Consider the following 23,421-nt stretch of genomic DNA (forward strand, 5'->3'; position numbering starts at 1 on the left):
CGCCCGCGTGCACCCCGCAGACGAACTCCTCGACATCGTCGACGAGCACGACCGTGTCGTCGGGCAGGCCCCGCGCGGCGAGGCGTATGCCCGCGGGCTGCGGCACCGCTGTGTGTTCATCCAGGCCAGAGACGCCGAGGGCCGGATCTTCGTGCACCGCAGGACGCCGGAGAAGCTGGTGTTCCCGTCGATGTACGACATGTTCGTCGGCGGGGTCGTCGGGGCGGGCGAGTCGTACGACGACGCGGCGCTGCGGGAGGCCGAGGAGGAACTGGGCGTGACCGGCCTGCCACGGCCGGTACCGCTGTTCCGGTTCCTCTACGCGCCCGGCGGCGGGTCGGACGGCGGCGCGACGGGCGGCTCCCCGCAAGGTCCGGGCGGCACATGGTGGTCGGCCGTCTACGAGGTGCGCTGTGATCTGCCGGTGCGCCCGCAGGTGGAGGAGGTCGCCTGGCACGCGTTCCTCACCGACGCGGAGGTCGACGGGAAGCTCACCGCGTGGCCGTGGGTGCCGGACGGCCTGGCCGCGTACCGGCGCCTGAAGGACTTCCGTGCCGGAGGCCGCGAGTAGGGTGCGCCCTGTGATCGACCTCCGCCAGTCCGTTCGCCTCTGGTTCGCGCCGGCCCGCATCTCCGAGCAGGGCGACACGCCCGACTACCGGTTCTCCCTGGCGAACGAGCGGACGTTCCTCGCCTGGCTGCGGACCGCGCTGGCGCTGATCGGCGGCGGGTTCGCGGTCGACCAGTTCCTGCCCGACCTGCACTCCGGCTGGCGGGTGGGGCTTGCGCTCGCGCTGCTGGTGGCGGGGGTGCTGTGCGCGCTGCGCGCCATCAACCACTGGGTCCGCTGCGAGCGTGCGATGCGGCGCGGCGAGGATCTGCCGGTGTCCCGCTTCCCGGCGCTGCTGAGCGTGGTGGTCGCGGTGGTGGCGCTGGCCATGGCGGTCGTCGTGCTCGGGGGCTGGGCCGGGTGAGGCGCCCGCGCCGCGACCCCGGCCTGCAGCCGGAGCGCACCCGGCTCGCCTGGCGGCGCACCACGCTCACGTGCACGGTGACGGCGGTGCTGGCCGTCAGGGCGGCGCTGCGGGACGGCCCACGGCCGGCCGCCTGGCTGGTCTGCGCGCTCTGCCTGGCCCTGTGGCTGGCCCTCCTCGCCCTCTCCCACCACCGCATCCACGCGCTCGCCGTGCCACGGCCCCGACTCCTCGCGCCCCGCCTCGCCCTGGCCACGGCGGCCTGCACGGCGGCGCTGGCGGTGTGCGCGGCGGCCCTGCTGGTGTAGGGGGTTCGTGAGCGTGGGGGGCGCCCGCGAAGGGGCACGGGGAACGGCGCGATCAAGCCCCGTCGGCAGCTGGCCGGGCAGGAGACGGCAGGGGGCTCAGCCTGGTGGCCGGCAGCAGGCACATCATGATCGTTGTCGCACACAGCGTGTGAAGGTGCCGTACTGGACGCCATACCGACCGGTCGGCATGATGTGGGGGATACCGTCGTCCCGGTGTCATCGTGCGTTAGCACACCCCATCCGCACAGCGAGCGCAAGGAGCCAGAGCATGGGCGCAGATCATCCGCCGGGGCTCGACCCCGAGCGGCTGCGGGAGCTGCTGGACCGCGAGCGGCCCGGCCTCGTCGCGGGGCCGCTGACCGCCCGGCTGATCGAGGGCGGCAGGTCCAACCTCACCTATGACGTCGGCGACGGCCGCTCCCGCTGGGTGGTGCGCCGTCCCCCGCTCGGCCACGTCCTGGCCACCGCACACGACATGCGCCGTGAGCACCGGGTGATCAGCGCGCTGCGCCCGACGCCCGTCCCGGTGCCGGGGACGCTGCTGCTGTGCGAGGACGAGTCGGTGCTCGGCGCCCCGTTCTACGTCATGGAGCACATGCGGGGCACGCCGTACCGGACGGCGGACCAGCTGGCGCGGCTCGGCCCCGGGCGGACCAGGAGTGTGGTCCTCCGTCTCGTCGACACGCTCGTCGAGCTGCACGCCGTCGATCCCGGGGCGATCGGCCTCGGCGACTTCGGCCGCCCCGAGGGCTTCCTCGAACGGCAGTTGCGCCGCTGGGCCAAGCAGCTCGCCGCCTCCCGCAGCCGGGACCTGCCCGGCGTCGACGAGTTGCACGACGCCCTCGCGCGCGCCCTGCCGCGCTCCCCCGCACCCACGGTGGTGCACGGCGACTACCGGCTCGACAACGTCCTGATCGACGAGGACGACACCCTCACGGCGGTGCTCGACTGGGAGATGTCGACGCTCGGCGACCCGCTCACCGACCTCGGGCTGCTGGTGATGTACAGCACGCCGCTCGGCCTGCCCGACTCCCCGGTCAGCACCACCAGCGGTGCGCCCGGCCACCCGGACCCGGCCGAGCTGGTGGAGCGGTACGCGGCCCGATCGGGGCGCGATGTCTCGGCGGTGAGCTGGTACACGGCGTTCGCGTGGTTCAAGCTCGCCGTGATCCTGGAGGGCATCCACTACCGCTACACGCTCGGGCAGACCGTCGGCGCCGGCTTCGACCACATCGGGGCGCTCGTCCCCGTCTTCATCGAGCACGGCCTGACCACGCTGGGCGGACTCCCGTCCGCCGGGGCGTCCGGCACCCGACACGAACCGCAGGAAGGCTGACGGGTCATGGACTTCGCGTTCGACGCACGCACCGAGGAACTCCGCGAGAAACTGCTGGCCTTCCTGACCGAGCACGTGTACCCGGCGGAGGCCGTGGCCGGGGAGCAGCGCGCCGCGCTCGCCTCGCCGTGGCAGACCCCGCCGGTGGTGGCGGAGCTGAAGGCCGAGGCCCGCCGGCAGGGCCTGTGGAACCTCTTCCTGCCCGACGAGCGGTACGGCGCCGGGCTCAGCAACCTCCAGTACGCCCCGCTCGCCGAGCTGACCGGCCGCTCTCCCCAGCTCGCCCCCACCGCGCTGAACTGCGCGGCGCCCGACACCGGCAACATGGAGGTGCTGGCGCAGTTCGGCGACGAGCGGCAGCGCGAGCAGTGGTTGGAGCCCCTGCTCGCCGGGGAGATCCGCTCCGCCTTCGCGATGACCGAGCCGGACGTGGCCTCCTCCGACGCCACCAACATCACGACCCGGATCGAGCGGGACGGCGACGAGTACGTCATCACCGGCCGCAAGTGGTACATCTCCGGGGCGATGAACCCGGACTGCCGGATCTTCATCGTGATGGGCAAGACGGACCCCTCGGGCGAGGACATCCGCCGCCAGCAGTCCATGGTGCTGGTGCCCAGGGACACGCCGGGGCTGACGGTGCGCCGGGCGATGCGGGTGTACGGGTACGAGGACCACTACCACGGCGGGCACGCCGAGGTGGTCTTCGACGGGGTGCGGGTGCCGGTGAGCAACCTGATCGGCGAGGAGGGGGGCGGTTTCGCCATCGCGCAGGCCCGGCTCGGCCCCGGCCGCATCCACCACTGCATGCGGCTGATCGGCATGGCCGAACGTGCCATCGAGCTGATGTGCCGTCGGGCGGTCGCCCGTACCGCGTTCGGCAAGCCGCTGGCGCGCCACGGCGTCGTCCAGGAGTGGATCGCGGACGCCCGGGTGGCGGTCGAGCAGCTCAGGCTGCTGGTGCTCAAGACGGCCTGGCTGATGGACACCGTCGGCAACAAGGGTGCCCACACCGAGATCCAGGCCATCAAGATCGCGACGCCGCGGACGGTCACGGACATCCTGGACCGGGCGGTGCAGGTGCATGGCGCGGGCGGGGTGAGTCAGGACTTTCCGCTGGCGGAGCTGTGGGCGGCGGCACGGACGTTGCGGCTCGCGGACGGGCCGGACGAGGTCCATCAGCGATCCCTCGCCCGGCGCGAGCTGCGCGCGTACTCCTGACGGCACGCCGGCTGTCTCCCGCGCACCGGCCCATCTCACGGGGCGCGGGACTGTGTCCCGACCCTGCGGCCTTCGCAGGGGCTGTCCCCCACTGCCTGGAGGGTGTGGGACATACCCCCAGCAGTTCCCCGCGCCCCTTGCGTGGGCCGTGGTCAGCCCCACGTCCGGGCGTGCCCTACGGGCGCAGTGCGCGCAGCAGGAGATCGGCCAGGTGGTTCGCCACCTGCTGCGGGGTGAGGGGGCCGTCGGGGCGGTACCACGTGGAGAGGTGGTGGACCGAGCCGAAGTGGTAGTCCACCACCAGGTCCGCCGGGGTGGCGGTGGAGAAGACGCCGGCCCGCTGGCCCTCCTCGACGAGCGCACGGAACCGTTCGTGGTACCGCCGCCGCTCGGCCCGGACCTGGCGGTTCTTCTCGGGGCTGAGGTGGTGCATGGAGCGGAAGAAGATCGCCGCGTCGTCCAGGTTCTCGATGGTGGTGACGACGACGTCGGCTGCGGCGTCCCGCAGCCGCTGCTCCACCGGCGCGTCGGCGTCCGCGAAGGAGTCGAGGCGCTCCTGCTGGAGCCGCAGCACACGCGCGTAGACCTCCTGGAGGAGGTCCTCCTTGGAGCCGAAGTAGTGGTACAGCGCGCCCTTGGTGACCCCGGCCGACTCGACGATCTCCTGTACGGAGGTGCGGTCGTAGCCGCGGTCGGCGAAGAGGCGGGTGGCGGCCGCCAGCAGACGCCGGGGGACGGGCTCGCCGTTTCCGTCCGTCGTTGTGGGCACTGCCGCCACCTGCCTTTCCGTGTTGTGTCAAGCGCCCGCGCGCCGCTCCGGCGGCTGCCGGTCCTCCTGCCGGAGGGCGTCCGCGGCGCGCAGTTCCCGCCGGAGGATCTTCCCACTAGTGGTTTTCGGCAAGTCGGGCAGGATCTCCACCTGCCGCGGGTACTTGTAGGCGGCCAGCCGCTCCCGGCAGTAGCCGGCCAGCTCGTCGGGGCCGGCCGAGGCGCCCGGGCGGAGGCTGACGTACGCCTTCACGGTCTCGCCGCGGTAGCCGTCCGGCACGCCCACGACGGCGGCCTCGCGGACCGCGGGGTGGGTGTAGAGGACGTCTTCCACCTCCCGGGGCCAGACCTTGAAACCGGAGGCGTTGATCATGTCCTTCTTGCGGTCCACCACGTAGAGCCAGCCGTCGGCGTCCATGAAGCCTATGTCACCGGTGCGCAGCTCGCCGTCCGGGAAGGTCTCGGCGCCGGCCTCGGGGCGGCGCCAGTAGCCGGGCACCACCTGGGGCCCGCGCACCACGATCTCGCCGTGCTCCCCGAACGGCACGTCACGCCCGGCGTCGTCGACGATCCGCACCACCGTGTCGGGCCCCGGCACCCCGACCGCGAGCGTGCCCGAGACGGGGTCGACCGGCGCCTCGCGGCCCGGCGGGACGGAGGCGCAGGGGGCGGTGCACTCGGTGAGGCCGTAGCCGTTGTGCAGGTAGGGCCCGAAGCGGTCCCGGAAGTTCTCGACGAGGGCGGGCGGCAGCGGCGCACCGCCCGAGGAGATGATCCGGAACGAGGCGAAGTGGTCCCGGGTGGCCGCCGGCTGGGCGGCGAGCGCCATGAACGCGGTGGCGGGCCCGACGGTGTAATCGGGCCGGTGCTCGGCGAACGCGTCCAGCACCACGCCCGGCTCGAACCGGTGCGTGAGCACCAGCGTGCCGGCGTTCGCCACGCATGCGGACAGCTCGCAGACCATGCCGGTGATGTGGAAGAGCGGGGCGAGCGCGAAGTAGACCGAGCCGGCGGGCAGGCCGTGGCCGGTGCGCTGCCGCTCGGCGTTGTACATGATGTTGCCGTGGGTGTTGGTGGCGCCCTTGGGGGTGCCGCTGGTGCCCGAGGTGTAGCTGATCAGCGCGGTGTCGGCGGGTCCCGGCGGCGGCGTGCCGGGGGCGGGGTGCACGGCGCGGGCGACGGCGACCAGGTCGTCGGCGTCGTCGGCCGGCGGGCGGCGCTCGAAGGAGAGCACCCGGGGGTCGTCGCGGGTCTGCAGGTCGCGCTCGCAGGCGGTGAGCACCATGCGCACCGGTGTGCCGGCGGCCGCCTCGCGCAGGTACCCGTCCCAGGCGCGGTCGGTGCAGACCAGTGCCGCGACCTCGGCGTCGGCCAGCACGTGCCGCACCTCCGCGGACTTGTACATCGGGTTGACGGGCACCACGACCGCCCCGGCCTTGTAGGCGCCGAGCAGGGCCAGCACGAAGTGGGGGGTGTTCTGGAGCATCAGGGCCACCCGGTCGCCGGGTGCGAGGCCGCGGGCCGCGAGGTGGCCGGCGACGGAGTCGCTGAGCGCCTCGGCCTCGCGGTAGGTGAGCCGCCCGTCGAAGTAGGCGAGAGCGGTGCGGTCCGGTGCCGAGCGGACGGCGGCGGAGAAGGCGTGCACCAGGGAGTCGGGCGGGTCCACGGGGGCGCGCTGGGCGTCGGTGAGGAGGGCGAGCCAGGGCATGTCGGCGTAGCGTGCGGCGGTCATGCGTCCATCGCCTCCCACTTCTGCTGGAGCTTGTTCATCCCGGCCAGCCAGCGGTCCGGCTCGGCGGCGCGGGTCCGGTAGTAGCCGGCGACCTCGGGGTGCGGCAGGATCAGGAAGCGGTCCTCGGCGATGCCCGCGAGGAGCGCGGCGGCGACGTCCTCGGGTTCGACGGCGGTCGGGGCCAGCATCAGCTCGCCCGCGGACCCGGCGGCGGTGAGCATGTCGGTGCGCACGCCCTGCGGGCAGATCGCGTGGACCTTGATGCCGCGGTGCCGGTAGGTCAGCGAGAGCCATTCCGCGAAGGCGTGGGCGGCGTGCTTGGTGACGCTGTACGGGGCGGCGCCGACCATGGTGAGCAGGCCCGCCGCGGAGACGGTGGAGACGAAGCGGCCGCTGCCGCGGGCCAGCCAGTCGGGCAGCAGTACCTGGGCGGCGCGCACGTGCGCCATCACGTTGACGTCCCAGGCGCCTGCCCACGCCTCCTCCCCCGCGGCCTCGGAACCGCCGGTGCCGACGCCCGCGTTGGCGCAGTAGACGTCGACCGTCCCGCCCAGGGCGTCCCGGGCGTCCCGCACCGTCCGGGACGCGTCTCCGGGCACGGGGACGCCGCCGCACTCCGCGGCGACCGCCTCGGCCTTGCCGGCGTCCAGGTCGTTGACCGCGACCCGGGCGCCGGCCGCGGCGAAGGCGCGTGCCAGGGCGGCCCCGATGCCGCCGCCCGCGCCCGTCACCACCACCCGCGCCCCGTCCAGGCTCCCTTGCAGGCTCTCCACCATGCGTCTCCCTCGGGTCTTCCTCGACTCGCTGCCGGTCAGACTAAGCGGTCGGTCAGGGGGTGTGGAAGGGGGGTGCGGTGTGAACGGCGGTACCCGCCTCGTTCCACCGGCGCGGCGGGCGCGCTAGCGTGCGGGCGGACCGGCTCCGCGATCACGCTTCCCCACGGTCCCCGTACGGAGGTCACTTCATGAACCTGCACAGACGGAGTCTGCTCGCCGCCACCGTGGCGTCCGCGGCCGCGACCGCGGCCGCGGCCGGCGCCGCCCCCGCGGCGGCGGACGCCCGCGGCGGCGGCCGTGGGCTGCGCACCGGCTTCGAGCGGCTGGCCGGGGACGGCTATGCGCTGCTCGACGGGCAGAAGGTCGGCATCGTCACCAACCCCACGGGGGTCACACGCGACGTCCGGCACATCGTGGACGTGATGCACGCGGACCGGCGGGTGAACCTGGTCGCGGTCTTCGGCCCGGAGCACGGCTTCCGCGGCACGGCGCAGGCGGGCGGCTCCGAGGGCCGCTACGACGACCCGGCCACCGGGCTGCCGGTCTACGACACCTACCAGGTCAGCGGGCAGAAGCTGGCCGACGTCTTCACCACCTCGGGCGTGGACACCGTCGTCTTCGACATCCAGGACGCCGGCGCCCGCTTCTACACCTACATCTGGACGCTCTACGACTGCATGGAGGCCGCCGCGCTGGCGGGTAAACGTTTCGTCGTGCTGGACAGGCCGAACCCGGTGACCGGCCGGAACGCCTACGGTCCCGTGCTGCACGAGGAGTTCGCCAGCTTCGTGGGCCGCAAACCGATCGCGCAGCAGCACGGGATGACGGTGGCGGAGCTGGCGCGGCTGTACAACGGCGAGTTCCTGGCGAAGCCGGTGCCGCTGGAGACCGTGCTGATGACGGGCTGGCGGCGGACGGACTTCTACGAGGCGTCGGGGCTGCCGTGGGTGCTGCCCAGCCCCAACATGCCGACCGTCGACACGGCCCTGGTCTACTCGGGGACCTGCCTGTTCGAGGCCACCAACCTCTCGGAGGGCCGGGGCACCACCCGCCCGTTCGAGCTGCTGGGCGCCGAGGGCATCGACCACCGCTGGGCCGACGCCGCGAACGCGCTCGACCTGCCCGGCGTGTACTTCCGCGAGGCGTACTTCGCGCCGACGTTCAGTAAGTTCCAGGGCAAGACCGCGGGCGGCGTGCAGATCCACGTGCACGACCGGGAGAGCTACGACCCGGTGCGCACCGGTATCGCCCTGCTGGTGACCGCGAAGCAGGTCTGGGACGGCTTCGCCTGGCGCCCGGACAACGACATCGACACGCTCACCGGGAGCACCCTGGTGCGCACGATGATCGACGCGGGCGCGGGCGCCGACGAGATCGTGGCGGCGTGGCAGGGCGAGCTGGCGGCGTTCCGCGCGGTGCGCGGGAAGTACCTGCTGTACCGCTGAGTCCGTGCCGCGCGGGTGGGGCCCCGGCAGCGACTGCCGGGGCCCCACCGCGCCCGTCGCTACCGGTGGCTCGGGAACTCCACCACCTGCTGGTAGGTGGGGCGGTTCTGCCACTGGATCGGCTCGTGCTTGATGCCGCCCAGCGGGCGCTGGATGATCGCGTCCGCGCACCACTGGTCACCGGCGGCGCAGGAGTCATCACCGGGGTAGACGGCCGTCGCGGGCTCCGCGGCGGCCTGGGCGAGGCTGCTCAGCAGCGCGTGCCGGCAGGCGTCGAGCGACCCGCCGCCGCAGTACGCGCGGCCCAGCGGGCCGTCGACCGGCTCACCCAGCACCGCCCGGATGTCCTTGTCGACATATCCCCACCAGCCGTACTGGAAGGAGGAGCCGGCGTGCCCTCCGGTGGCACCGTGGCCGGCGGACGGCGACTCGTCGACCGTGAGGTTCCCGGTGAGCGCGGTCCACAGGTCGTCGCCGAGGCCCGGCCGGAACTCCGCCTCCACCAGCCGGGGCCACCAGGCGTCCATGATCCGCACCGCGTCGGCGTGCGCGTAGCGGTGCGAGCCGGCCGAGGTCTCCCTGCGCTGGGCGCCGTCGGACGCCCAGGCCTCCAACTGCCGCACCGCGGCGGCGGCCGCCGGGTCGGCCGGGCCGGCCGGGCCGGCCGGGCCGTCGAGGGGGCGGCTGCGCAGCACCTTCAGCAGTTCGGGCAGCACCCGCTCGCCGCGCAGGTCGGTGACGGCGGCGTCCGCCATCGCCCGGGTCAGCGCGGCCCGGGTGACCCCGCCCTGCCGAACCAGCTTCCTGACCCGCTCATCCAGCAGGTCGGCCCGGTGTACCGCGCCGAAGCTGAAGGAGGCGGCGGAGTAGTCCTTCGCCTGTTTGTTGTTCCAGGAGACGTAGTAGTCCTGGTCGATGGAGTTCGGGTGCTCGGCGTCGGGGGTCTGGGCGGCGGTGTTGTCGGCCGGGTCGAAGTCCTTCCACTCGTAGGCCTGCTCGGCGCTGACCGGGAGGGACGGATCGACGCCGGGGGCGCGCTGCGGGTTGGCGCCGCTGTTGAAGTACGCGATGTCGCGGGAGTCGGCGTAGAACCAGTTGAACGTGTAGTTGATGTGCGCCGCGGCCTGCTCGAAGCTCTTGGCGTCGGTGACGAACGAGGGGTCGTTGAGCATCTGGAAGCCGACGATCGAGTCGGCCTCGTGGCGGTAGGTGGAGCGCAGCAGTGTGTAGGCCACCGGCTTGCCGCCGACGGTGGCGCGGTGCGTCACGATGCCGTAGTTCGTGCGGAAGACCTGCATCCGGTAGGAGCCCGCGGCGGTGGAGTCGGCGAGCGTCGGCTTCCAGGAGTTGGTCCGCTCCAGCTTCTCCATCGGGGTGCAGGTGCCGTGGTAGAGGTAGCCGGTGGACTGCTCGGTGGGGGTCCCGCCGGCCGGGTCACAGAGCCGGACGGCGTAGGTGTCGATGATGTCCTGGGCCGCGGTGGTCGCCGACCACGCGTAGTCCTGGCCCCGGCCGAGCTGCACATACATGCCGACACCGGCGAACGACGCACCGTGTGCGCTGATCCCGGGCCCCTGTAGCTCCTGCATCATCAGCAGCTGCGGGGCGAAGTAGCCGGTCTGCGGTCCGAAGACGGCGACGGGGTGGCCGCTCGCGGTGTGCGCGCCCGAGACGAGCAGGGCGTTCGACATGCCCTGGACCGCGCTGCCGTCGCCGTGCCGGGCGAACAGGCCGGCGGGCAGCACACCGTCATCGAAGATGCCCCGCAGCGGTTTGAGCCTCGCCGGCGCCTCGACGGGATCCTTCCTGTCCTGGGCGCCCTGCTGCGCGGAGCCCGTGCGGTCGTACACCAGTGGCTCGGCCCGCACCGAGCCGGGATCGGGCAGCGCCTCGCCCTGCGGATGGTCCGGCCGTCCCGCGTAGGGGAAGGAGCTGCCGTCGTGGATGGTCAGCACCGTCTCGGGGTCGTTCCGCTCCCGGAACGACTCCCAGACGCGGGTGCCGTCCTCGACGCCGTACTTCTGCTGGGCGGCGAGCAGGGAGAGCGCCGCGTCGACCTCACCGCCGCCGCCTCCACCGAAGAGGCTGCCGACGACCGAGGCGAGCGCGATCATGTCGGTGATCCTGAACGGCTCTATCTCACCGGCGTTGGTGATGGGGTCGATCTTGCCGGTGAGGTCGTACTCGCCGGGGAAGGTGCGGTCGTTCTTGGCCTTGACGCGGTAGGCGTTCAGGCCGTCGATGTAGGCCTGGGCGTCCGCCATGGCCTGCTCGCCGCGCGCCCCGCCGTGCGTCCTGATGAAGTCGACCTGCTTCTGCAGGTCCTCCTCGGTGTACGGGGCCTGGGGCCAGAACTGCTGCTCAAGGCCCTGGTTGGCCGCGGCGCCGCCCGCGAAGGAGGTCAGCTCGCCGCGCCCCACGTGCCGGAACAGGTCGATCAGCCAGAGCCGGTCCTGACCCGCCGCGTAGCCCGCGCCGAACTCGGTGCCGTACCGCGTGGTGCCCTTGATGTGCGGGACGCCGAACTTCTTGTCGCGGGTGATCGTGACGTCGTCGCGGGGGCGGGTGACGGAGGCCACCTGATCGCCGGGCACCCCGAAGGACGCGTCATTGAAGAACTGTGTGAGTGTGTCATCGGTGAGCGAGGGGTAGCCGGAGGACAGGGCATCGTACGGTCCGAGCTCGTCGTCCGCATGTGCGGGCTGGGTGCCGAGCACCTGGTTGGCCAGGATCTCGGCGAGCGTGGCACTGCCGTTCGCGCCCGGCGGCAGGATGTCGGCACACTGTCCGGCGCAGTAGTCGCCGTTCGCGGGGGCGTCTGCGGTGGCCCGGCCGGCCGGGGCCCCGAGGCCCAGAGCGGTCACAAGTACAGCGGTGATGCCGAGCGACCCGAGGGATCTCAGCGACGACCCGGGAGATCTCACCGGTCGCGGACGGCGTTTCCCGCCGAATAGGGCGCCGATCTCGGTACGTGGGGTGCGGCGGCGCATGTGCGACTCCTCCCGACGGTGGTGGGCCGGAAGGTTACCGGTGGTATCCACGGGGGTGAAGATGAACACACGTCATGTTTTCGCCATCCCGCACAGCCGCTGGTGAGGCGTTCGGGCGCGGCCCGGAGACCGCCGGGAAACCGGAGGGATCCGATACGCGTCGGGATACGTCTATTCGACGACGTTCGACGAGTCGGCACGTCGGGCGTCGCCGTGGAACACAACTGCAGGTGTGACGGAGGTGCAGGGCGATGGCAGGTTTCCGGAGTCTCGCGAGACAGGTGCGTGACCCGCAGTGCGACCTGGCACTGCGGAGATACTCCCTGAGGAAGTGCCTGGAGAGGTTTGCCCCCTACGGACATCGCGCGACGTGGGACCATCTCTGCTCCCGGACGGGCATGGACCCGGAGGACAGGTCCCCCGACCCGAACGACCTGGTGGCCGCGCTCGACGAACTGGAAGAGGCGCGCGCGGTGTGGCTGGCCTACGAGGCGAAGTTCGCGGAGCGCCGCAAGCGCGAGAAGCACGACGGTCTGCGCAGCCCGGGCAGCGTCGACGACTGGCACCGGCTCACCTGGGGCGGCTGCGGTGTGGCCTGGTGCGACGATCCCCGGGTGCACCCCCATGAGCAGCTGGCCGAGGTGCTGCGGCGGCTGATAGCGGGCCTTGAGCGCGAGCCCGGCTCGGCCTGTCCGGTGTGCGGCGACGCCCGGCTGGTCTGGAAGCAGGGGCTGGCCCACGAGCCGTCCTCGGGCCCGGTCTGTACCCACTGCGGCATCGTGGTGCCGCGCCCCGTCCTGACCCCGAGGGCCCTGGCGGACGCCCGGCGAGCGCGCCTACTGGTCTCGGCCTGATCCGACCGGCGCGTCCGCTGGCCCCGGCCCGAGCCGACGACGCGTCCGCTGGCCCCGGCCCGACCCGACGGCCGCCCGTCACGGGTGCGGCCCGCTCAAGAGGCGGGCCGCCCGGAGTCCTGCTGCGCCTGATCGCGGAGCAGCGCGCACCACCGGCGCCATGCGTCACCGAGGCGCGCCGGTGGCACGGGGAGCGGGGCCCACCCGCCCCGGCCCTCCCCGTTTCCGGGGCCCGGCCAGCAGCCGGGACCCGGTCATCAGCTCGCCGAACGCGTCGTCGGGGTTCGAGAGCACACAGGTGTCCAGGGACAGACAGCCGCAGCCGATGCAGTCGGTGAGGTGGTCGCGCAACCTGTTGAGCTGCTCGATCCGCTCGTCCAGCTCCGCGCGCCAGGCCTCGGAGAGCCTGGCCCAGTCCGCGCGGGTGGGGGTACGGCCCTCGGGCAGCTCGGCGAGGGCGTCGCGGATCGTGGCCAGCGGTATGCCCACCCGCTGCGCGGCCCGTACGAAGGCCACCCTGCGGAGCGCGTCGCGCTGGTAACGGCGCTGGTTGCCCGGGGTGCGGCGGCTGGTGATCAGCCCCTTGGCCTCGTAGAAGTGCAGCGCGGACACGGTGACGCCGCTGCGCGCTGCGAGCTGTCCGACGGTGAGTTCGCTGACTTTCCCCGGGGTCTTCGGCACTTCCCGCAGCATACCGGCGCCGCCGCCCCGGCCCCGCCGGCGGCCGCGCCCACGGCGTGACATCCGGCCACCCGCCGTGCCCGCCCGCGCGCTGTCTTCCGGTGCGGTCCGCGTTGACATCGACCGTGCCGCCGCACCATCCTGAGCAAGCGCTTAGGCACGGTGGGTGTGCGTGGGCGAGTGCTGGACTGGGACGGTGCCGGGAGGCCAGGGAACATGGCAGAGCCGAGGATCTTCACAACCCCCGACGAGCTGCGCGCCGCGGTCGGCGAGCGCCTGGGGTACAGCGACTGGCTGGAGATCGACCAGAAGCGGATCGACCTCTTCGCGGAGGCGACGGGAGACCACCAGTGGATCCACGTCGACCCTGGGAAGGCAGCGGCGGGCCCGTTCGGCACCACCATCGCGCACGGCTACCTCACGCTCTCCCTGCTGCCGGTGCTCGTACCGCAGATCCTGCGGGTGGAGGGCGTGACCATGGGCATCAACTACGGCACGAACAAGGTGCGCTTCCCCTCTCCCGTGCCGGTGGGCTCGCGGGTGCGCTGCACGGCCGAGCTGAAGGAGGTCACGGACGTGGCCGGCGGTGTGCAGGTGACACTCGCGGTGACCGTGCAGCGGGAGGGCCAGGAGAAGCCGGTGTGCGTGGCGGAGTCGGTGTCGCGCTACCACTTCTGAGTCGGGCTACCACTTCTGTGTCGGGCCACCACCTCCGGGTCGCGCCGCCGCTTCCGAGTCGGGCTACCACTTCCGGGTCGCGCCGCCGTTTCCGAGGGACGACGCCGCGGCTTCCGGGGCCTCTTGCCGGCGGGGCGCGTCAGGGCGCTGGCGGACGAGCCGCGCCCGATCTGGTCCCGGTCACCCACGGGGGGGGAACGGTGTGCGGGTGGCCTACTGCTTGGCTCCCACCATCCGCAGCACGAGTCCGGCGTAGAGGGCGCCGACCTCGTCGGGGGTGCGGCGGCCTGCGGCGTTGAACCAGCGGGCGACGTCCACGCAGAGCGACAGCACCGCGAGCGTGGTGCCCGGGACGTCTGGCACGTCGAACTCGCCCGCCCGTACGCCGTCCTCGATGATGCCCCGGATCACGGCGTCCGTCCTGCGCCGCAGCGCCACGATCTCGGCGCGCGCCTCGCCGCCGAGGGCGTCCAGCTCGTACTGCACCACACGCGCGGTGGTGTGCTGGGCCGCGTGCCACCGCACGAACGAGCGGACGGCGTCGGCGAGCCGGTCGGCCGGGCCGCCCGAGCCGTCGGCGGCGGTCTGGAGGATCCGCAGGGCCTTCTCGTGGCCGATCCGGCTGATGCGGTGGAGCAGCTCTTCCTTCGTCTTGTAGTGGATGTAGAGCGCGGCGGGGCTCATGCCGGCGCGGCCGGCGATGTCTCGGGTGGTCGTGGCGTGGTAGCCGCGCTCGGCGAAGGCCTCGACGGCGGCGATCAGCAGCCGACGCGCCGCGTCCGGGCTGACCTCCGCCCATGGCCTGCCCTCGTCGCCGGACGTCTGCTCCACCGCGGTCATCACAGCCCCTTCCCTGTGGCAGCACGCACACGATACCGGAAGGCTGAGCGAGCGCTTAGATCCCGCGACGCACGGCCCCACCGGCCGGTGGCCGGTCGCGGCCCGAGCGGCCCCCTCGGGACGGTGCCGCGGCGACGCCTCTCGTCGTGGCTCGTCGCGCGGTTCCCAGCGCCCCTCCCAAACGGGACCGCACCCCGACAGGGGCCGAGGGGGGCTCAGAATGCGGAGACGCCTGTGAGGGCGCGGCCTATTACCAGTTTCTGGATCTGGGTGGTGCCCTCGTAGAGGGTCATGACGCGGGCGTCGCGGAGCAGTTTGCCGACGGGGTACTCGTCGATGTAGCCGTATCCGCCGAAGACCTGAAGTGCGTTGTTGGCGGCGCGCACGGCGGCCTCGGAGGCGAAGAGCTTGGCCTTGGACGACTCGGTGGCGAAGGGCTCGCCCCGGTCGATCAGATCGGCCACCCTCCAGGTCAGCAGCCGGGCCGCGTCCACGTCCACGGATATGTCGCTGATCAGCTCCTGGACCAGCTGGTGGCGGGCGATGACGCCGCCGAACTGCTCGCGCTGGGTGGCGTACCCGACGGCGGCGTCCAGCGCGGCCTGGGCGATGCCGACGCAGCCCGCGGCCACCGACATACGCCCCTTGGCCAGCGCGGACATCGCGACCGAGAACCCCTTGCCCGCGGGGCCGAGCAGTGCCGATGCGGGCACGCGGACGTCGTCCAGGACGAGTTCGGCGGTGGCCTGGCCGCGCAGGCCCAGCTTGCCGTGGACGGGGCGGCGGGTGAGGCCCGCGGTCTCGGTGGGCACCAGGAACGCCGAGATGCCCTTGTGTCCCGGCTCGTCCCCGGTCCGCGCGAACAGCAGGACCACATCGGCCCAGGTGCCGTTGGTGATGAACATCTTGGTGCCGGTGATCCGGTAGTCGGCGCCGTCGCGCACCGCGCGCGTGGTGAGGTGCGCGGCGTCGGAGCCGGTACCGGGCTCGGTGAGGCCGAAGCAGCCGACGAGCGCGCCGGAGGTCAGCCCCGGCAGCCAGCGCTGCTTCTGCTCCTCGCTCCCCCAGTGCGCGATGCTCTTGGCGACCAGCCCCAGCGACACGGAGACGATGCCGCGCACCGAGGAGTCCCCGCGCCCCAGCTCCTCCGTGACCAGGCAGTACGACAGGTGGTCGCCGCCCGACCCGCCGTACGCCTCGTCCAGGGTGAGGCCGAGGAAGCCGACCGCGCCGAGCTTCTTCACGAGCGACCTGTCCACGCTCTCGGCGCGGTCCCACTCGGCGGCGTGCGGCGTGACCTCACGCGCCACGAAGTCCTGCGCGAGCTGCCTGACGGCGTGCTGCTCCTCGCTGAGTTCCAGGTTCACTGCGCGGCACTCCTCGGCGGTGGTGGAGGGATGGTCAAGGCGGGGATCCGCGAACGAAGGGCGGGTTCCGTGAACGAAGGGCGGGGCGTCTTCGCACGAGCGGAGCTTCTTCGCACGGCGGATTTTAATTAGCACTGCTAGTTTGGGTCGGCAGCCCTACTATGTGCCGCATGGCCCGACCGCGCAAGCCCCTCCTGAGCACCGAACGCATCGTCACCACGGCCCGTGAGCTGGTGGACGCGGAGGGTCTGGCCGCCGTCTCGACCCGCCGCCTGGCCGCGGAACTCGGGGTGAGCGGGCCCTCGCTCTACAACCACTTCCGCACCAAGGACCAGATCCTGGAGGCGGTCGCGGACTCGGTGAGCGCGCAGGTGGACCTGTCGATGTTCGAGGACGGCCGGAACTGGCGGGACGCGCTGCACGACTGGGCGGTCTCCTACCGCGCCGCCCTCCGCGCCCACCCGCACATCGTTCCGCTGCTGGCATCGGGCCCGGGCCGCAGACCGGCCGCCCTGCGGCTCGCGGACGCGGTCTTCGGCGCGATGGTCGACGCGGGCTGGCCGCCCGCCCAGGCCACCTCCATCGGCGCCCTGATGCGCTACTTCGTCATGGGCTCCGCCCTCGGCTCCTTCGCCGGCGGCTTCGTGGACGACGCCACCGCGTACGACCCCGCCGACTACCCCCACCTCGGCCAGGCTCACCTGCTCGCGGAACGCCAGCAGAAGATCGACGACCGCGCCTTCGAGACCGGGCTCACGGCCCTGCTGGACGGGCTGGCGGTGCAGTACGGGAAGGCGGCGGGCGGCACCGGAAGCCAGGGCTGACCCCGGGCCAATGCCCTAGCTCTGCTGGACGTCCTTGACGAACACGATGCCGTCGCTGTCCGCCAGGTGGGCCGGGTCGAGCGGGGCGTAGCCGAACCAGGGGGATACGCGGGCTTCGGGGAGCGTGTCGCCGAGGGCGGCGGCCAGGTGGGGCGCGTCGATGACGCAGCGGTCCTCCGGGAGCGCGTACAGGAGCCCTTCGACGGTGTCCGGGGGCGGGGTGTCCACTCCCTGGTGCCGGATCGTGCCGAGGGCCGTGGCCACGAAGGCGTACCCCTCGCCGAGCCGGGCGCTCACCAGCGCACCGGCGCTCCACCACTCCACCGGCCCCTCCCACATCCGCATCGTGCTCTTCGCCCGCTGGAGATGGGAGTTGTGGGCGTGGACGAGTGCCGGGCCGCGATCGGCGACGGCACTCAGGTTGTGGGCCATCATCACATCCCGCAGCGCGCACAGCCGCGTCATACGGGCCGGTGAGGGGTCGGCCATCCAGTAGTGGTAGCGCAGCAGGCCGGTCGCGGTGCGCGCGTACAGGCACGCCCGGTCCCAGTCGTCCCGCGAGGTCGCCGTGATCAGGTGCGGCGTCTGCGCGTCGAGCAGCGCCGCCAGATCGTCGGCGAGCAGCCGCAGCTGACCGGCCTCGGCCGACCGCCCCACGGACTGGGCCGGGTCCATCATCGCGGCCGGATTGGTCCACCGGTCGTCCGTACCGAGCAGGCGGTCGAGCGTTTCCGCGGTGCAGGTGAGCAGGGCCGCGTCCACCCGGCCCGAGAGGTAGTCATGGAGGGCGGTGAGGGCCTGCCGGGGGCTCGCGGCGCCGGCCATCTCCATCGGGCCGTCGAAACCGGCGAAGCGGAGCCGCTCGGACGCGGGCCGGCCGTCGTTGTACGCGCGCATCCAGCGCACCAGCTCGCGGTTGGGCGCGGACGCGTTGAACCACTCGTGGCTGAAGCCACGCTCCATGACGTCGTCGAGGGTGCCCGTGCCCGAGGTGACGTAGTCGTCCACGACCAGGCCCGTCATGCAGTCGCTCTCGACCGCGATCGTCCGGAAGCCCTCCTGTTCGACGAGTTGCCGGAACAGTTCGTTGCGCAGTTCCCCCAGCGTGTCCTCGCCGTGGGTGGGCTCGCCCAGGGCGAGCAGCCGAGGCCGGGCCGGAAGCAGCCGCGTGACGGCGGCAGCTTCGAGGGCATGGACGGTGTCCTTGATGTCGGTGACCATGCCTTCAACGCTATCGTTGAACCTTCGATTGAGACTTTGTCGCGATAGTGTCCGTGGTTATGGGGCGAAACCTTCAAAGCCGTGAGCGGCTCAGGCCGGTTGATCTGGCGCGCGGGCACGGTCTGTCCACGCAGGCGATCAGGAACTACGAGGAGGCCGGCATCCTTCCGGCCGCCGGTCGCACACCCCACGGCTACCGCACCTACACCTCGCTGCACGCGGGAGCCCTGCGCACGTTCCTCGCCCTGGTGCCCGGCCACGGCCACCGGACGGCGACGTCGATCATGCGGGCGGTGAACGAGGACGCGGTCGAGGAGGCGTTCCGCCTCATCGACGAGAGCCACGCCCAACTCCTCGACGACCGGCGGACCCTCCAGGCCGTGGAGAGCGCCCTCCGCGACCTGGCGCCCAGCGCGGCGCCCGAGCCCGGTACGGGGTCCGAGCCGGCCGCGGTGCCCGGGCCCGGCGGCACGTTCATCGGGCCGCTGGCCGGGAAACTCGGAATCCGGCCCGCGACGCTGCGCAAATGGGAGCGCGCCGGGCTGGTGCGCCCGCGCCGCGACCCGCGGACCGGGTACCGCGTCTACGACGAGGCCGACGTACGGGACGCCCGCCTGGCCCACCAGCTCAGGCGGGGCGGCTACGTGCTGGAGCAGATCGCCCCGCTGATCGCCCGGGTGCGTGCGGCCGGCGGGCTCGAGCCGCTGGAGGCCGCACTGTGCGACTGGCGCGGCCGACTGTCCGCCCGCGGGCGGGCGATGCTGACCGGGGCCGCCGAGTTGGAGGCGTACCTCCGCGAGCGCGGCTGAGACTTCGGTCGCCCGTCGGCCGGCAGCACCCGGTGCCGTTCTCGGCAACGTCGAAGCCGAGACGTCGGCGTCCGAGGAGTGGGACGACCGCGGCCATCGCTCGGAGGCCCGGTCGCCGCTTGCGTGATCCGGCATCGGGCCGGCCCCGGAATCCTGGTGTTCGACCCCATCGGTGCGTCGACGGCGAGGAAGACGACGCCGGCCTCACGTTCGCCTGCCGTTCCCTCCCCCTCCCCCTGCATCGACCGCCGGGGCGACGACCAGGACGCATGGCTCGGCCGCCTCGGTCCGCGCTGGAGAACCGTGACCGGCGGCAGTCAGTGATCAGCGCACCGCCGGCTGGTCCGGCCAGGTGAAGGCGTACGCCGGATCGTCTCCCCGGCGCACCCGGGCGAAGCGCAGCAGTTCGCGGACGATGCCCGCGTTGCCCATGGCCCAACCGGTGCAGGGTTCCAGGGCGCTGGGAGTGGCCCGGTGCTCCACGTTCGACCAGCGGGCGCCGTCCGTGTCGTGGATCGGCCGGGAGACGAGGTCCGTGACGAGGGTCTCCGCGAAGTCCGGTGGCTCGTCCTGCTCGGCCATCCGGTCGCAGGCCAGGGCGAGGACGCCGGCCGTGCCGCAGCATCGGCCGTTGTTGTCCCAGAAGCCGGGCCGCAGCCGGCGCGGCAGGCCCGAGCGGGTGACGGTGTGCCAGCAGCGGTCGGCGAGGGCCGACCAGGCGCGGTCGGCCAGGACGTCCCGGAGCAGCCGGAAGGCCTGGGCGTCGCCGGCGGGGCCGTGACACCAGCCGTAGCTGTGGCGGGCGACGAGATCGGGACGGCTCTGCGGGTCGGAGTGCGGGACGAGGAAGCCGTCCGGACCGGCCTCGTCGCGCGCCACCACGTCCGCGGCGCCGGCCCGGGCCAGTTCGAGCAGGTCGGTGCGGCCGGTGGCGCCGCCGACGGCGGCCAGCGCGTACACGATGCCGAGCGTGCCGTGCGAGACGTGGTGCGGGCGCGGCGGCCAGTCCCTGCGCACCTCCCACCGGACGCCCGCCGCGGTCTCCTCCACCGTGTGCAGGTAGGGCTCCACCGCGAGCAGGGCCAGGTCGGCGTCGCCGGCCGCGAGCGCGCCGAGCCCGATGCCGGCGTTGCCGCCGAGGAGGTCGAACCAGTCGTTCCAGCGCATGCCGTCGAAGCGTGCGCGGACGCGTTCCAGGGCCCGGTCCGCGGCGGCCCCGGCGGCCTGCTCGCCAAGCTCCGTGTGGACGGCCCGCAACACCAGCGCCATGCCGGTCAGGCCCAGGTACAGCGAGTCGTTCTGCCAGTCGTCCACGGCGGCCGCCACGCTGCGCGCCGCACGCACCGCCGTGTCGCCGTACCGGTCGTCGCCCAGGTGCCGCCACGCTTCCAGGAGCGCCGGGATGACCCCGGCCGTGCCGTGGTAGAGCACGGGGTCGGTCTCGTCGTCGGAGGGCCGGGGGCCCAGGCCAGCCCGCCGTCCCCGGTGTTCCGTGCCGTGCTGAGCAGCCAGCGCAGCCCCTCCGCGGCCACCGCCTCCGCCTCGTCCACCGTCTCGGTCCCGCCCAGCGCCACGTTCCCCGCCTCCGCTCGTCCGCCCGTGCGCAGCCACCGGAGTGTGGCATGCCGTCAGAGCCTGTCCGACGATTCCCGCCGGGCCCGCGACTCCCCTACCGGCCGTGAGGGCGTGGGAGGCGCCCCCGGCACCGCACCTCGCCGCGTTCTCGGGCACGCCCACGGACTCCCCCAGGCTCCCGGGGCCTGACGCCCCCAGGCTCCGGGGGCCTGACGCCCCCAGGCTCCGGGGGCCTGACTCCCCCAGGCCCCGGGGGCGGGCGGTGCCCCCATACGCACGAGGGCGACCCTCCGCCCTGCGATACACGGCACCAGACGTCGCGGACTGACCCGAGCGAGACGCGGGCTGACCCCAGCGAGACGCGGGCTGATCCGACGCGGATCGTCGGACAGACCCTAGAACACCACCAGTGCCCGACCCCCCTTGCCCGCGAGCATGTTCTCGAAGGCGGCCGGGATGTCGTCCAGCGTGATGCGGTCCGTGACGAGGGCGCCCGGGTCCAGGCGGCCGGCGCGGATGTGGGCGGCCAGCACGGGCAGGTCGCGGGCCGGGTCGGAGTTGCCGTAGACGCAGCCGGAGAGGGTGCGGGAGAAGTGGAAGAGCTCCAGGGCGTTGAACGTGACCTGCTGGTCCTTGCCGCCGATCCCGACGACCGTGGTACGGCCGCCGCGCCGGGTGGACTCCCAGGCGCTGCGGATGGCGGCGGCCCGGCCCACGCACTCCACGGCGACGTCCGCCCCGTGTCCATCGGTGAGTCGGCGGATCTCCTTGGGTGTCCGGTCCGAGGCGAGCACGAACGCGGTGGCGCCCGCGGCGCGGGCCAGTTCCTCCTTCGCCGGTGAGACGTCGACGGCGATGACGGTCTCGGCGCCGGCTATCCGGGCCGCCTGGATGGTGGCGAGCCCCACTCCCCCGGCCCCGAAGACGGCCACCGACTCGCCGACCCTGACCTGCGCGGCGTAGTGCACGGCCCCGTAGCCGGTGAGCACCGCGCAGCCGAGCAGCGCGGCGTCCGTGAGCGGCACGCCGTGCGGTGCGGGCAGCACGCAGCCGGCCGCGACGACGGTCTCCTCGGCGAACGCGGCGACGTTCAGGCCGGGATGCAGTTCGGTGCCGTCGGCGTGCCGGGCGTGGACGCGCCGGGTGCCGGTGAGGGCGCTCTCGCAGAGCCACACCTCGCCCAGCGCGCAGGCGTGGCAGAGGCCGCAGGACGGCGCCCAGTTGAGGACCACGCCGTCACCGGGGCGCACATGGTCGACGCCGGCGCCGACGGAGACGACGGTGCCCGCGCCCTCGTGGCCGAGTACGGCGGGCACCGGCACCCGCATGGTGCCGTCGGACAGGGACAGGTCGGAGTGGCAGACGCCGGCCGCGGCGAGACGCACCCGCACCTGGCCGGGCCCGGGCTCGGGCAGGTCTATCTCGGCGATCTCCAGCGGAGAGCCGACGGCTGGCAGGACGGCGGCGCGGACCACGATCACGTTCTCCTGTGGGGGCTCAGAACTGCAGGGACTTCGTCTGGAGGTACTCGGCGAGCCCGTGCGGGCCCAGTTCGCGGCCGACCCCGGACTGCTTGTAGCCGCCGAAGGGGGCGAGCGGGTTGAACCGGCCGCCGTTGATGTCGACCTGGCCGGTGTCCATGCGGCGCGCGAAGGCGACCGCCTCCGCCTCGTCGCCGGCCCAGACCCCGCCCCCGAGGCCGTAGAGGGTGCCGTTGGCGATCCGCAGGGCGTCGTCCTCGTCGGTGTACCGCAGGATGGCGAGCACCGGGCCGAAGATCTCCTCCTGGGCGATCGTCATGTCGGGGGTGACGTCGGCGAAGACGGTGGGGCGCACGTAGTAGCCCGGCGAGCGGGGCGCGTCGCCGCCGCCCGCGACGAGGCGGGCGCCCTCGGCGAGGCCCTTGTCGATGTAGCCGCGCACCCGGTCGCGCTGCCGGGCGGTGACGAGGGGCCCGATGCGGTCGCCGTACTTGGCTGCGGCGGTCTCGGCGAGCCGGACCGCCTCGCCGTACTGGTCGGTGTGCACCAGCATCCGGGACCAGGCGTGGCAGGTCTGTCCCGAGTTGGCCATGAGCTGGGCGACGCCGACGTTCACGGCACGGGCGAGGTCGGCGCCCGGCAGGATGACGTTGGCTGACTTGCCGCCCAGTTCCAGCGCGACCCGCTTGACGGCGGCTCCGGCGGTCGCGCCGATGTCACGCCCGACGGCGGTGGAGCCGGTGAAGGACACCATGTCCACGCCCTCGTGCGCGGCGAGCGCCTGCCCGGCGACCGGACCGAGCCCGGTGACCAGGTTGAACACGCCCGCGGGCAGCCCCGCGTCATGGGCGGCCGCGGCCAGCAGGCGGGCGGTCAGCGGGGTGTTCTCGGCGGGCTTGAGCACGACCGGGCAGCCCGCCGCGAGCGCCGGGGCGACCTTGGCGACGGCCTGGTGCAGCGGGTAGTTCCAGGGGGTGATGGCCCCGACGACGCCGATCGGCTCCCGGTACACGGTGGAGTTGCCGAGCCGCTCCTCGAAGGGGTACGAGGCCGCGAGGTCGGCGTAGGAGGCGAGGACGCGCAGCGGCAGGGCGACGTGCACCGCCTGGGAGAAGGCGAGCGGGGCGCCCAGTTCGGCGGTGACGGTCTCGGCGGCCTCGTCCTTGCGGGCCTCCAGCGCGTCACGGAGCGCGGCGATGCGGGCGCCCCGCTCGGCGGGCGGGGTGGCGGCCCAGCCGGGCAGCGCGGCACGCGCGGCACGCACCGCCGCGTCGACGTCGACGGGGGTGCCCGCCGGGACGCGGGCGATCTCCTGCTCGGTGGCCGGGTTGACGACGGAGATGGTGCCGGTGCCGTCCGCGGGCCGCCATCCGCCGTCGATGTACAGGTCGTGGTGGACCACCTGGGGCGCCTGCGTGCCACCCGGCCGTGCCGGGCCGCCGTCGGTCTTCGTCATCTCGGTCTTCCCTCCGTTCCCCGCGGCCTGGCCGGGGACCGCCTGCTCTTCGGTTCTGCCGTCGGACGGCCTGGTGCCGGGGACC

Annotated in this window: 21 protein-coding genes; 10 read left to right on the forward strand and 11 right to left on the reverse strand. The window is 73.3% G+C overall.

The annotated features are described in order from the left end of the window. Positions 1-7 precede the first annotated feature (7 nt). From ACSMXW_RS04550 to ACSMXW_RS04570, 5 genes are all read left to right on the forward strand, one after another. Positions 8-571, forward strand: coding sequence for an NUDIX hydrolase (locus tag ACSMXW_RS04550; RefSeq protein WP_485804176.1), 564 nt, complete (start codon positions 8-10; stop codon positions 569-571). Positions 572-584: 13 nt separating this feature from the next. Then, complete coding sequence (locus ACSMXW_RS04555; protein ID WP_485807803.1) at positions 585-974, forward strand: YidH family protein; 390 nt, start codon at positions 585-587, stop codon at positions 972-974. Next, on the forward strand, positions 962-1,282 hold the full coding sequence (locus ACSMXW_RS04560) for a DUF202 domain-containing protein (protein ID WP_485807804.1): 321 nt from the start codon (positions 962-964) through the stop codon (positions 1,280-1,282). Before ACSMXW_RS04555 ends, ACSMXW_RS04560 begins: the two co-directional genes overlap by 13 nt. 268 nt (positions 1,283-1,550) lie before the next feature. After that, positions 1,551-2,618, forward strand: coding sequence for a phosphotransferase family protein (locus ACSMXW_RS04565; RefSeq protein ID WP_485804177.1), 1,068 nt, complete (start codon positions 1,551-1,553; stop codon positions 2,616-2,618). Between the two features lie 6 nt (positions 2,619-2,624). Continuing rightward, the gene (locus tag ACSMXW_RS04570; RefSeq protein ID WP_485804178.1) at positions 2,625-3,839 is read left to right on the forward strand and encodes an acyl-CoA dehydrogenase family protein; all 1,215 of its coding nucleotides are present in this window, start codon (positions 2,625-2,627) and stop codon (positions 3,837-3,839) included. Between the two features lie 175 nt (positions 3,840-4,014). On the opposite strand, the gene ACSMXW_RS04575 is transcribed toward ACSMXW_RS04570, so the two are convergent. The 3 genes from ACSMXW_RS04575 to ACSMXW_RS04585 are packed head-to-tail and all read right to left on the reverse strand — an operon-like array spanning position 4,015 to position 7,115. Continuing rightward, positions 4,015-4,608, reverse strand: coding sequence for a TetR/AcrR family transcriptional regulator (locus tag ACSMXW_RS04575; RefSeq protein WP_485804179.1), 594 nt, complete (start codon positions 4,606-4,608; stop codon positions 4,015-4,017). Between the two features lie 27 nt (positions 4,609-4,635). Then, on the reverse strand, positions 4,636-6,339 hold the full coding sequence (locus tag ACSMXW_RS04580) for a class I adenylate-forming enzyme family protein (protein ID WP_485804180.1): 1,704 nt from the start codon (positions 6,337-6,339) through the stop codon (positions 4,636-4,638). Beyond that, the gene (locus ACSMXW_RS04585) at positions 6,336-7,115 is read right to left on the reverse strand and encodes an SDR family NAD(P)-dependent oxidoreductase (RefSeq protein WP_485804181.1); all 780 of its coding nucleotides are present in this window, start codon (positions 7,113-7,115) and stop codon (positions 6,336-6,338) included. The genes ACSMXW_RS04580 and ACSMXW_RS04585 overlap by 4 nt, the downstream gene beginning before the upstream one ends. A gap of 188 nt (positions 7,116-7,303) precedes the next feature. Here ACSMXW_RS04585 and ACSMXW_RS04590 point away from each other — a divergent pair, with 188 nt between their 5' ends. Further along, positions 7,304-8,560, forward strand: a complete 1,257-nt coding sequence (locus ACSMXW_RS04590) for an exo-beta-N-acetylmuramidase NamZ family protein (RefSeq protein ID WP_485804182.1) — start codon at positions 7,304-7,306, stop codon at positions 8,558-8,560. A 59-nt stretch (positions 8,561-8,619) separates the two neighbouring features. Here the strand turns inward: ACSMXW_RS04590 and ACSMXW_RS04595 are convergent, their stop codons facing one another. After that, on the reverse strand, positions 8,620-11,550 hold the full coding sequence (locus ACSMXW_RS04595; RefSeq protein WP_485804183.1) for a penicillin acylase family protein: 2,931 nt from the start codon (positions 11,548-11,550) through the stop codon (positions 8,620-8,622). A gap of 251 nt (positions 11,551-11,801) precedes the next feature. Between ACSMXW_RS04595 and ACSMXW_RS04600 the strand changes: the two genes are divergently transcribed. Next, on the forward strand, positions 11,802-12,404 hold the full coding sequence (locus ACSMXW_RS04600; protein ID WP_485804184.1) for a hypothetical protein: 603 nt from the start codon (positions 11,802-11,804) through the stop codon (positions 12,402-12,404). A gap of 165 nt (positions 12,405-12,569) precedes the next feature. On the opposite strand, the gene soxR is transcribed toward ACSMXW_RS04600, so the two are convergent. Beyond that, the gene (gene soxR, locus ACSMXW_RS04605; protein ID WP_485804185.1) at positions 12,570-13,085 is read right to left on the reverse strand and encodes a redox-sensitive transcriptional activator SoxR; all 516 of its coding nucleotides are present in this window, start codon (positions 13,083-13,085) and stop codon (positions 12,570-12,572) included. A 216-nt stretch (positions 13,086-13,301) separates the two neighbouring features. On the opposite strand from soxR, the gene ACSMXW_RS04610 reads away from it, so the two are divergent. Beyond that, a complete protein-coding gene (locus ACSMXW_RS04610) occupies positions 13,302-13,763 on the forward strand; it encodes a MaoC family dehydratase (RefSeq protein ID WP_485804186.1) in 462 nt (153 codons plus the stop codon). 213 nt (positions 13,764-13,976) lie between these two features. On the opposite strand, the gene ACSMXW_RS04615 is transcribed toward ACSMXW_RS04610, so the two are convergent. Continuing rightward, entirely contained in the window at positions 13,977-14,603 is a 627-nt protein-coding gene (locus ACSMXW_RS04615; RefSeq protein ID WP_485804187.1) for a TetR/AcrR family transcriptional regulator, read from the reverse strand. Between the two features lie 215 nt (positions 14,604-14,818). Then, complete coding sequence (locus tag ACSMXW_RS04620; RefSeq protein ID WP_485804188.1) at positions 14,819-15,970, reverse strand: acyl-CoA dehydrogenase family protein; 1,152 nt, start codon at positions 15,968-15,970, stop codon at positions 14,819-14,821. A gap of 170 nt (positions 15,971-16,140) precedes the next feature. On the opposite strand from ACSMXW_RS04620, the gene ACSMXW_RS04625 reads away from it, so the two are divergent. Then, positions 16,141-16,794, forward strand: coding sequence for a TetR/AcrR family transcriptional regulator (locus ACSMXW_RS04625; protein WP_485804189.1), 654 nt, complete (start codon positions 16,141-16,143; stop codon positions 16,792-16,794). A 15-nt stretch (positions 16,795-16,809) separates the two neighbouring features. On the opposite strand, the gene ACSMXW_RS04630 is transcribed toward ACSMXW_RS04625, so the two are convergent. Then, positions 16,810-18,015 carry an erythromycin esterase family protein gene (locus tag ACSMXW_RS04630; protein ID WP_485804190.1) on the reverse strand — a complete coding sequence of 402 codons (1,206 nt, stop codon included), beginning with the start codon at positions 18,013-18,015 and terminating at the stop codon, positions 16,810-16,812. Positions 18,016-18,074: 59 nt separating this feature from the next. Between ACSMXW_RS04630 and ACSMXW_RS04635 the strand changes: the two genes are divergently transcribed. Then, positions 18,075-18,824, forward strand: a complete 750-nt coding sequence (locus tag ACSMXW_RS04635; protein ID WP_485804191.1) for a TioE family transcriptional regulator — start codon at positions 18,075-18,077, stop codon at positions 18,822-18,824. Positions 18,825-19,148: 324 nt separating this feature from the next. Here ACSMXW_RS04635 and ACSMXW_RS04640 read toward each other — a convergent pair whose 3' ends face one another. The 3 genes from ACSMXW_RS04640 to ACSMXW_RS04650 all read right to left on the reverse strand — a co-directional run bounded on the left by ACSMXW_RS04640 (position 19,149) and on the right by ACSMXW_RS04650 (position 23,336). Further along, complete coding sequence (locus ACSMXW_RS04640) at positions 19,149-20,255, reverse strand: lanthionine synthetase LanC family protein (RefSeq protein WP_485804192.1); 1,107 nt, start codon at positions 20,253-20,255, stop codon at positions 19,149-19,151. Between the two features lie 539 nt (positions 20,256-20,794). Then, on the reverse strand, positions 20,795-21,874 hold the full coding sequence (locus ACSMXW_RS04645) for a Zn-dependent alcohol dehydrogenase (RefSeq protein WP_485807806.1): 1,080 nt from the start codon (positions 21,872-21,874) through the stop codon (positions 20,795-20,797). Positions 21,875-21,896: 22 nt separating this feature from the next. Beyond that, the gene (locus ACSMXW_RS04650; RefSeq protein WP_485804193.1) at positions 21,897-23,336 is read right to left on the reverse strand and encodes an aldehyde dehydrogenase family protein; all 1,440 of its coding nucleotides are present in this window, start codon (positions 23,334-23,336) and stop codon (positions 21,897-21,899) included. Between the last annotated feature and the right edge of the window lie 85 nt (positions 23,337-23,421).

This window comes from Streptomyces sp. DSM 116793, from assembly GCF_057320905.1.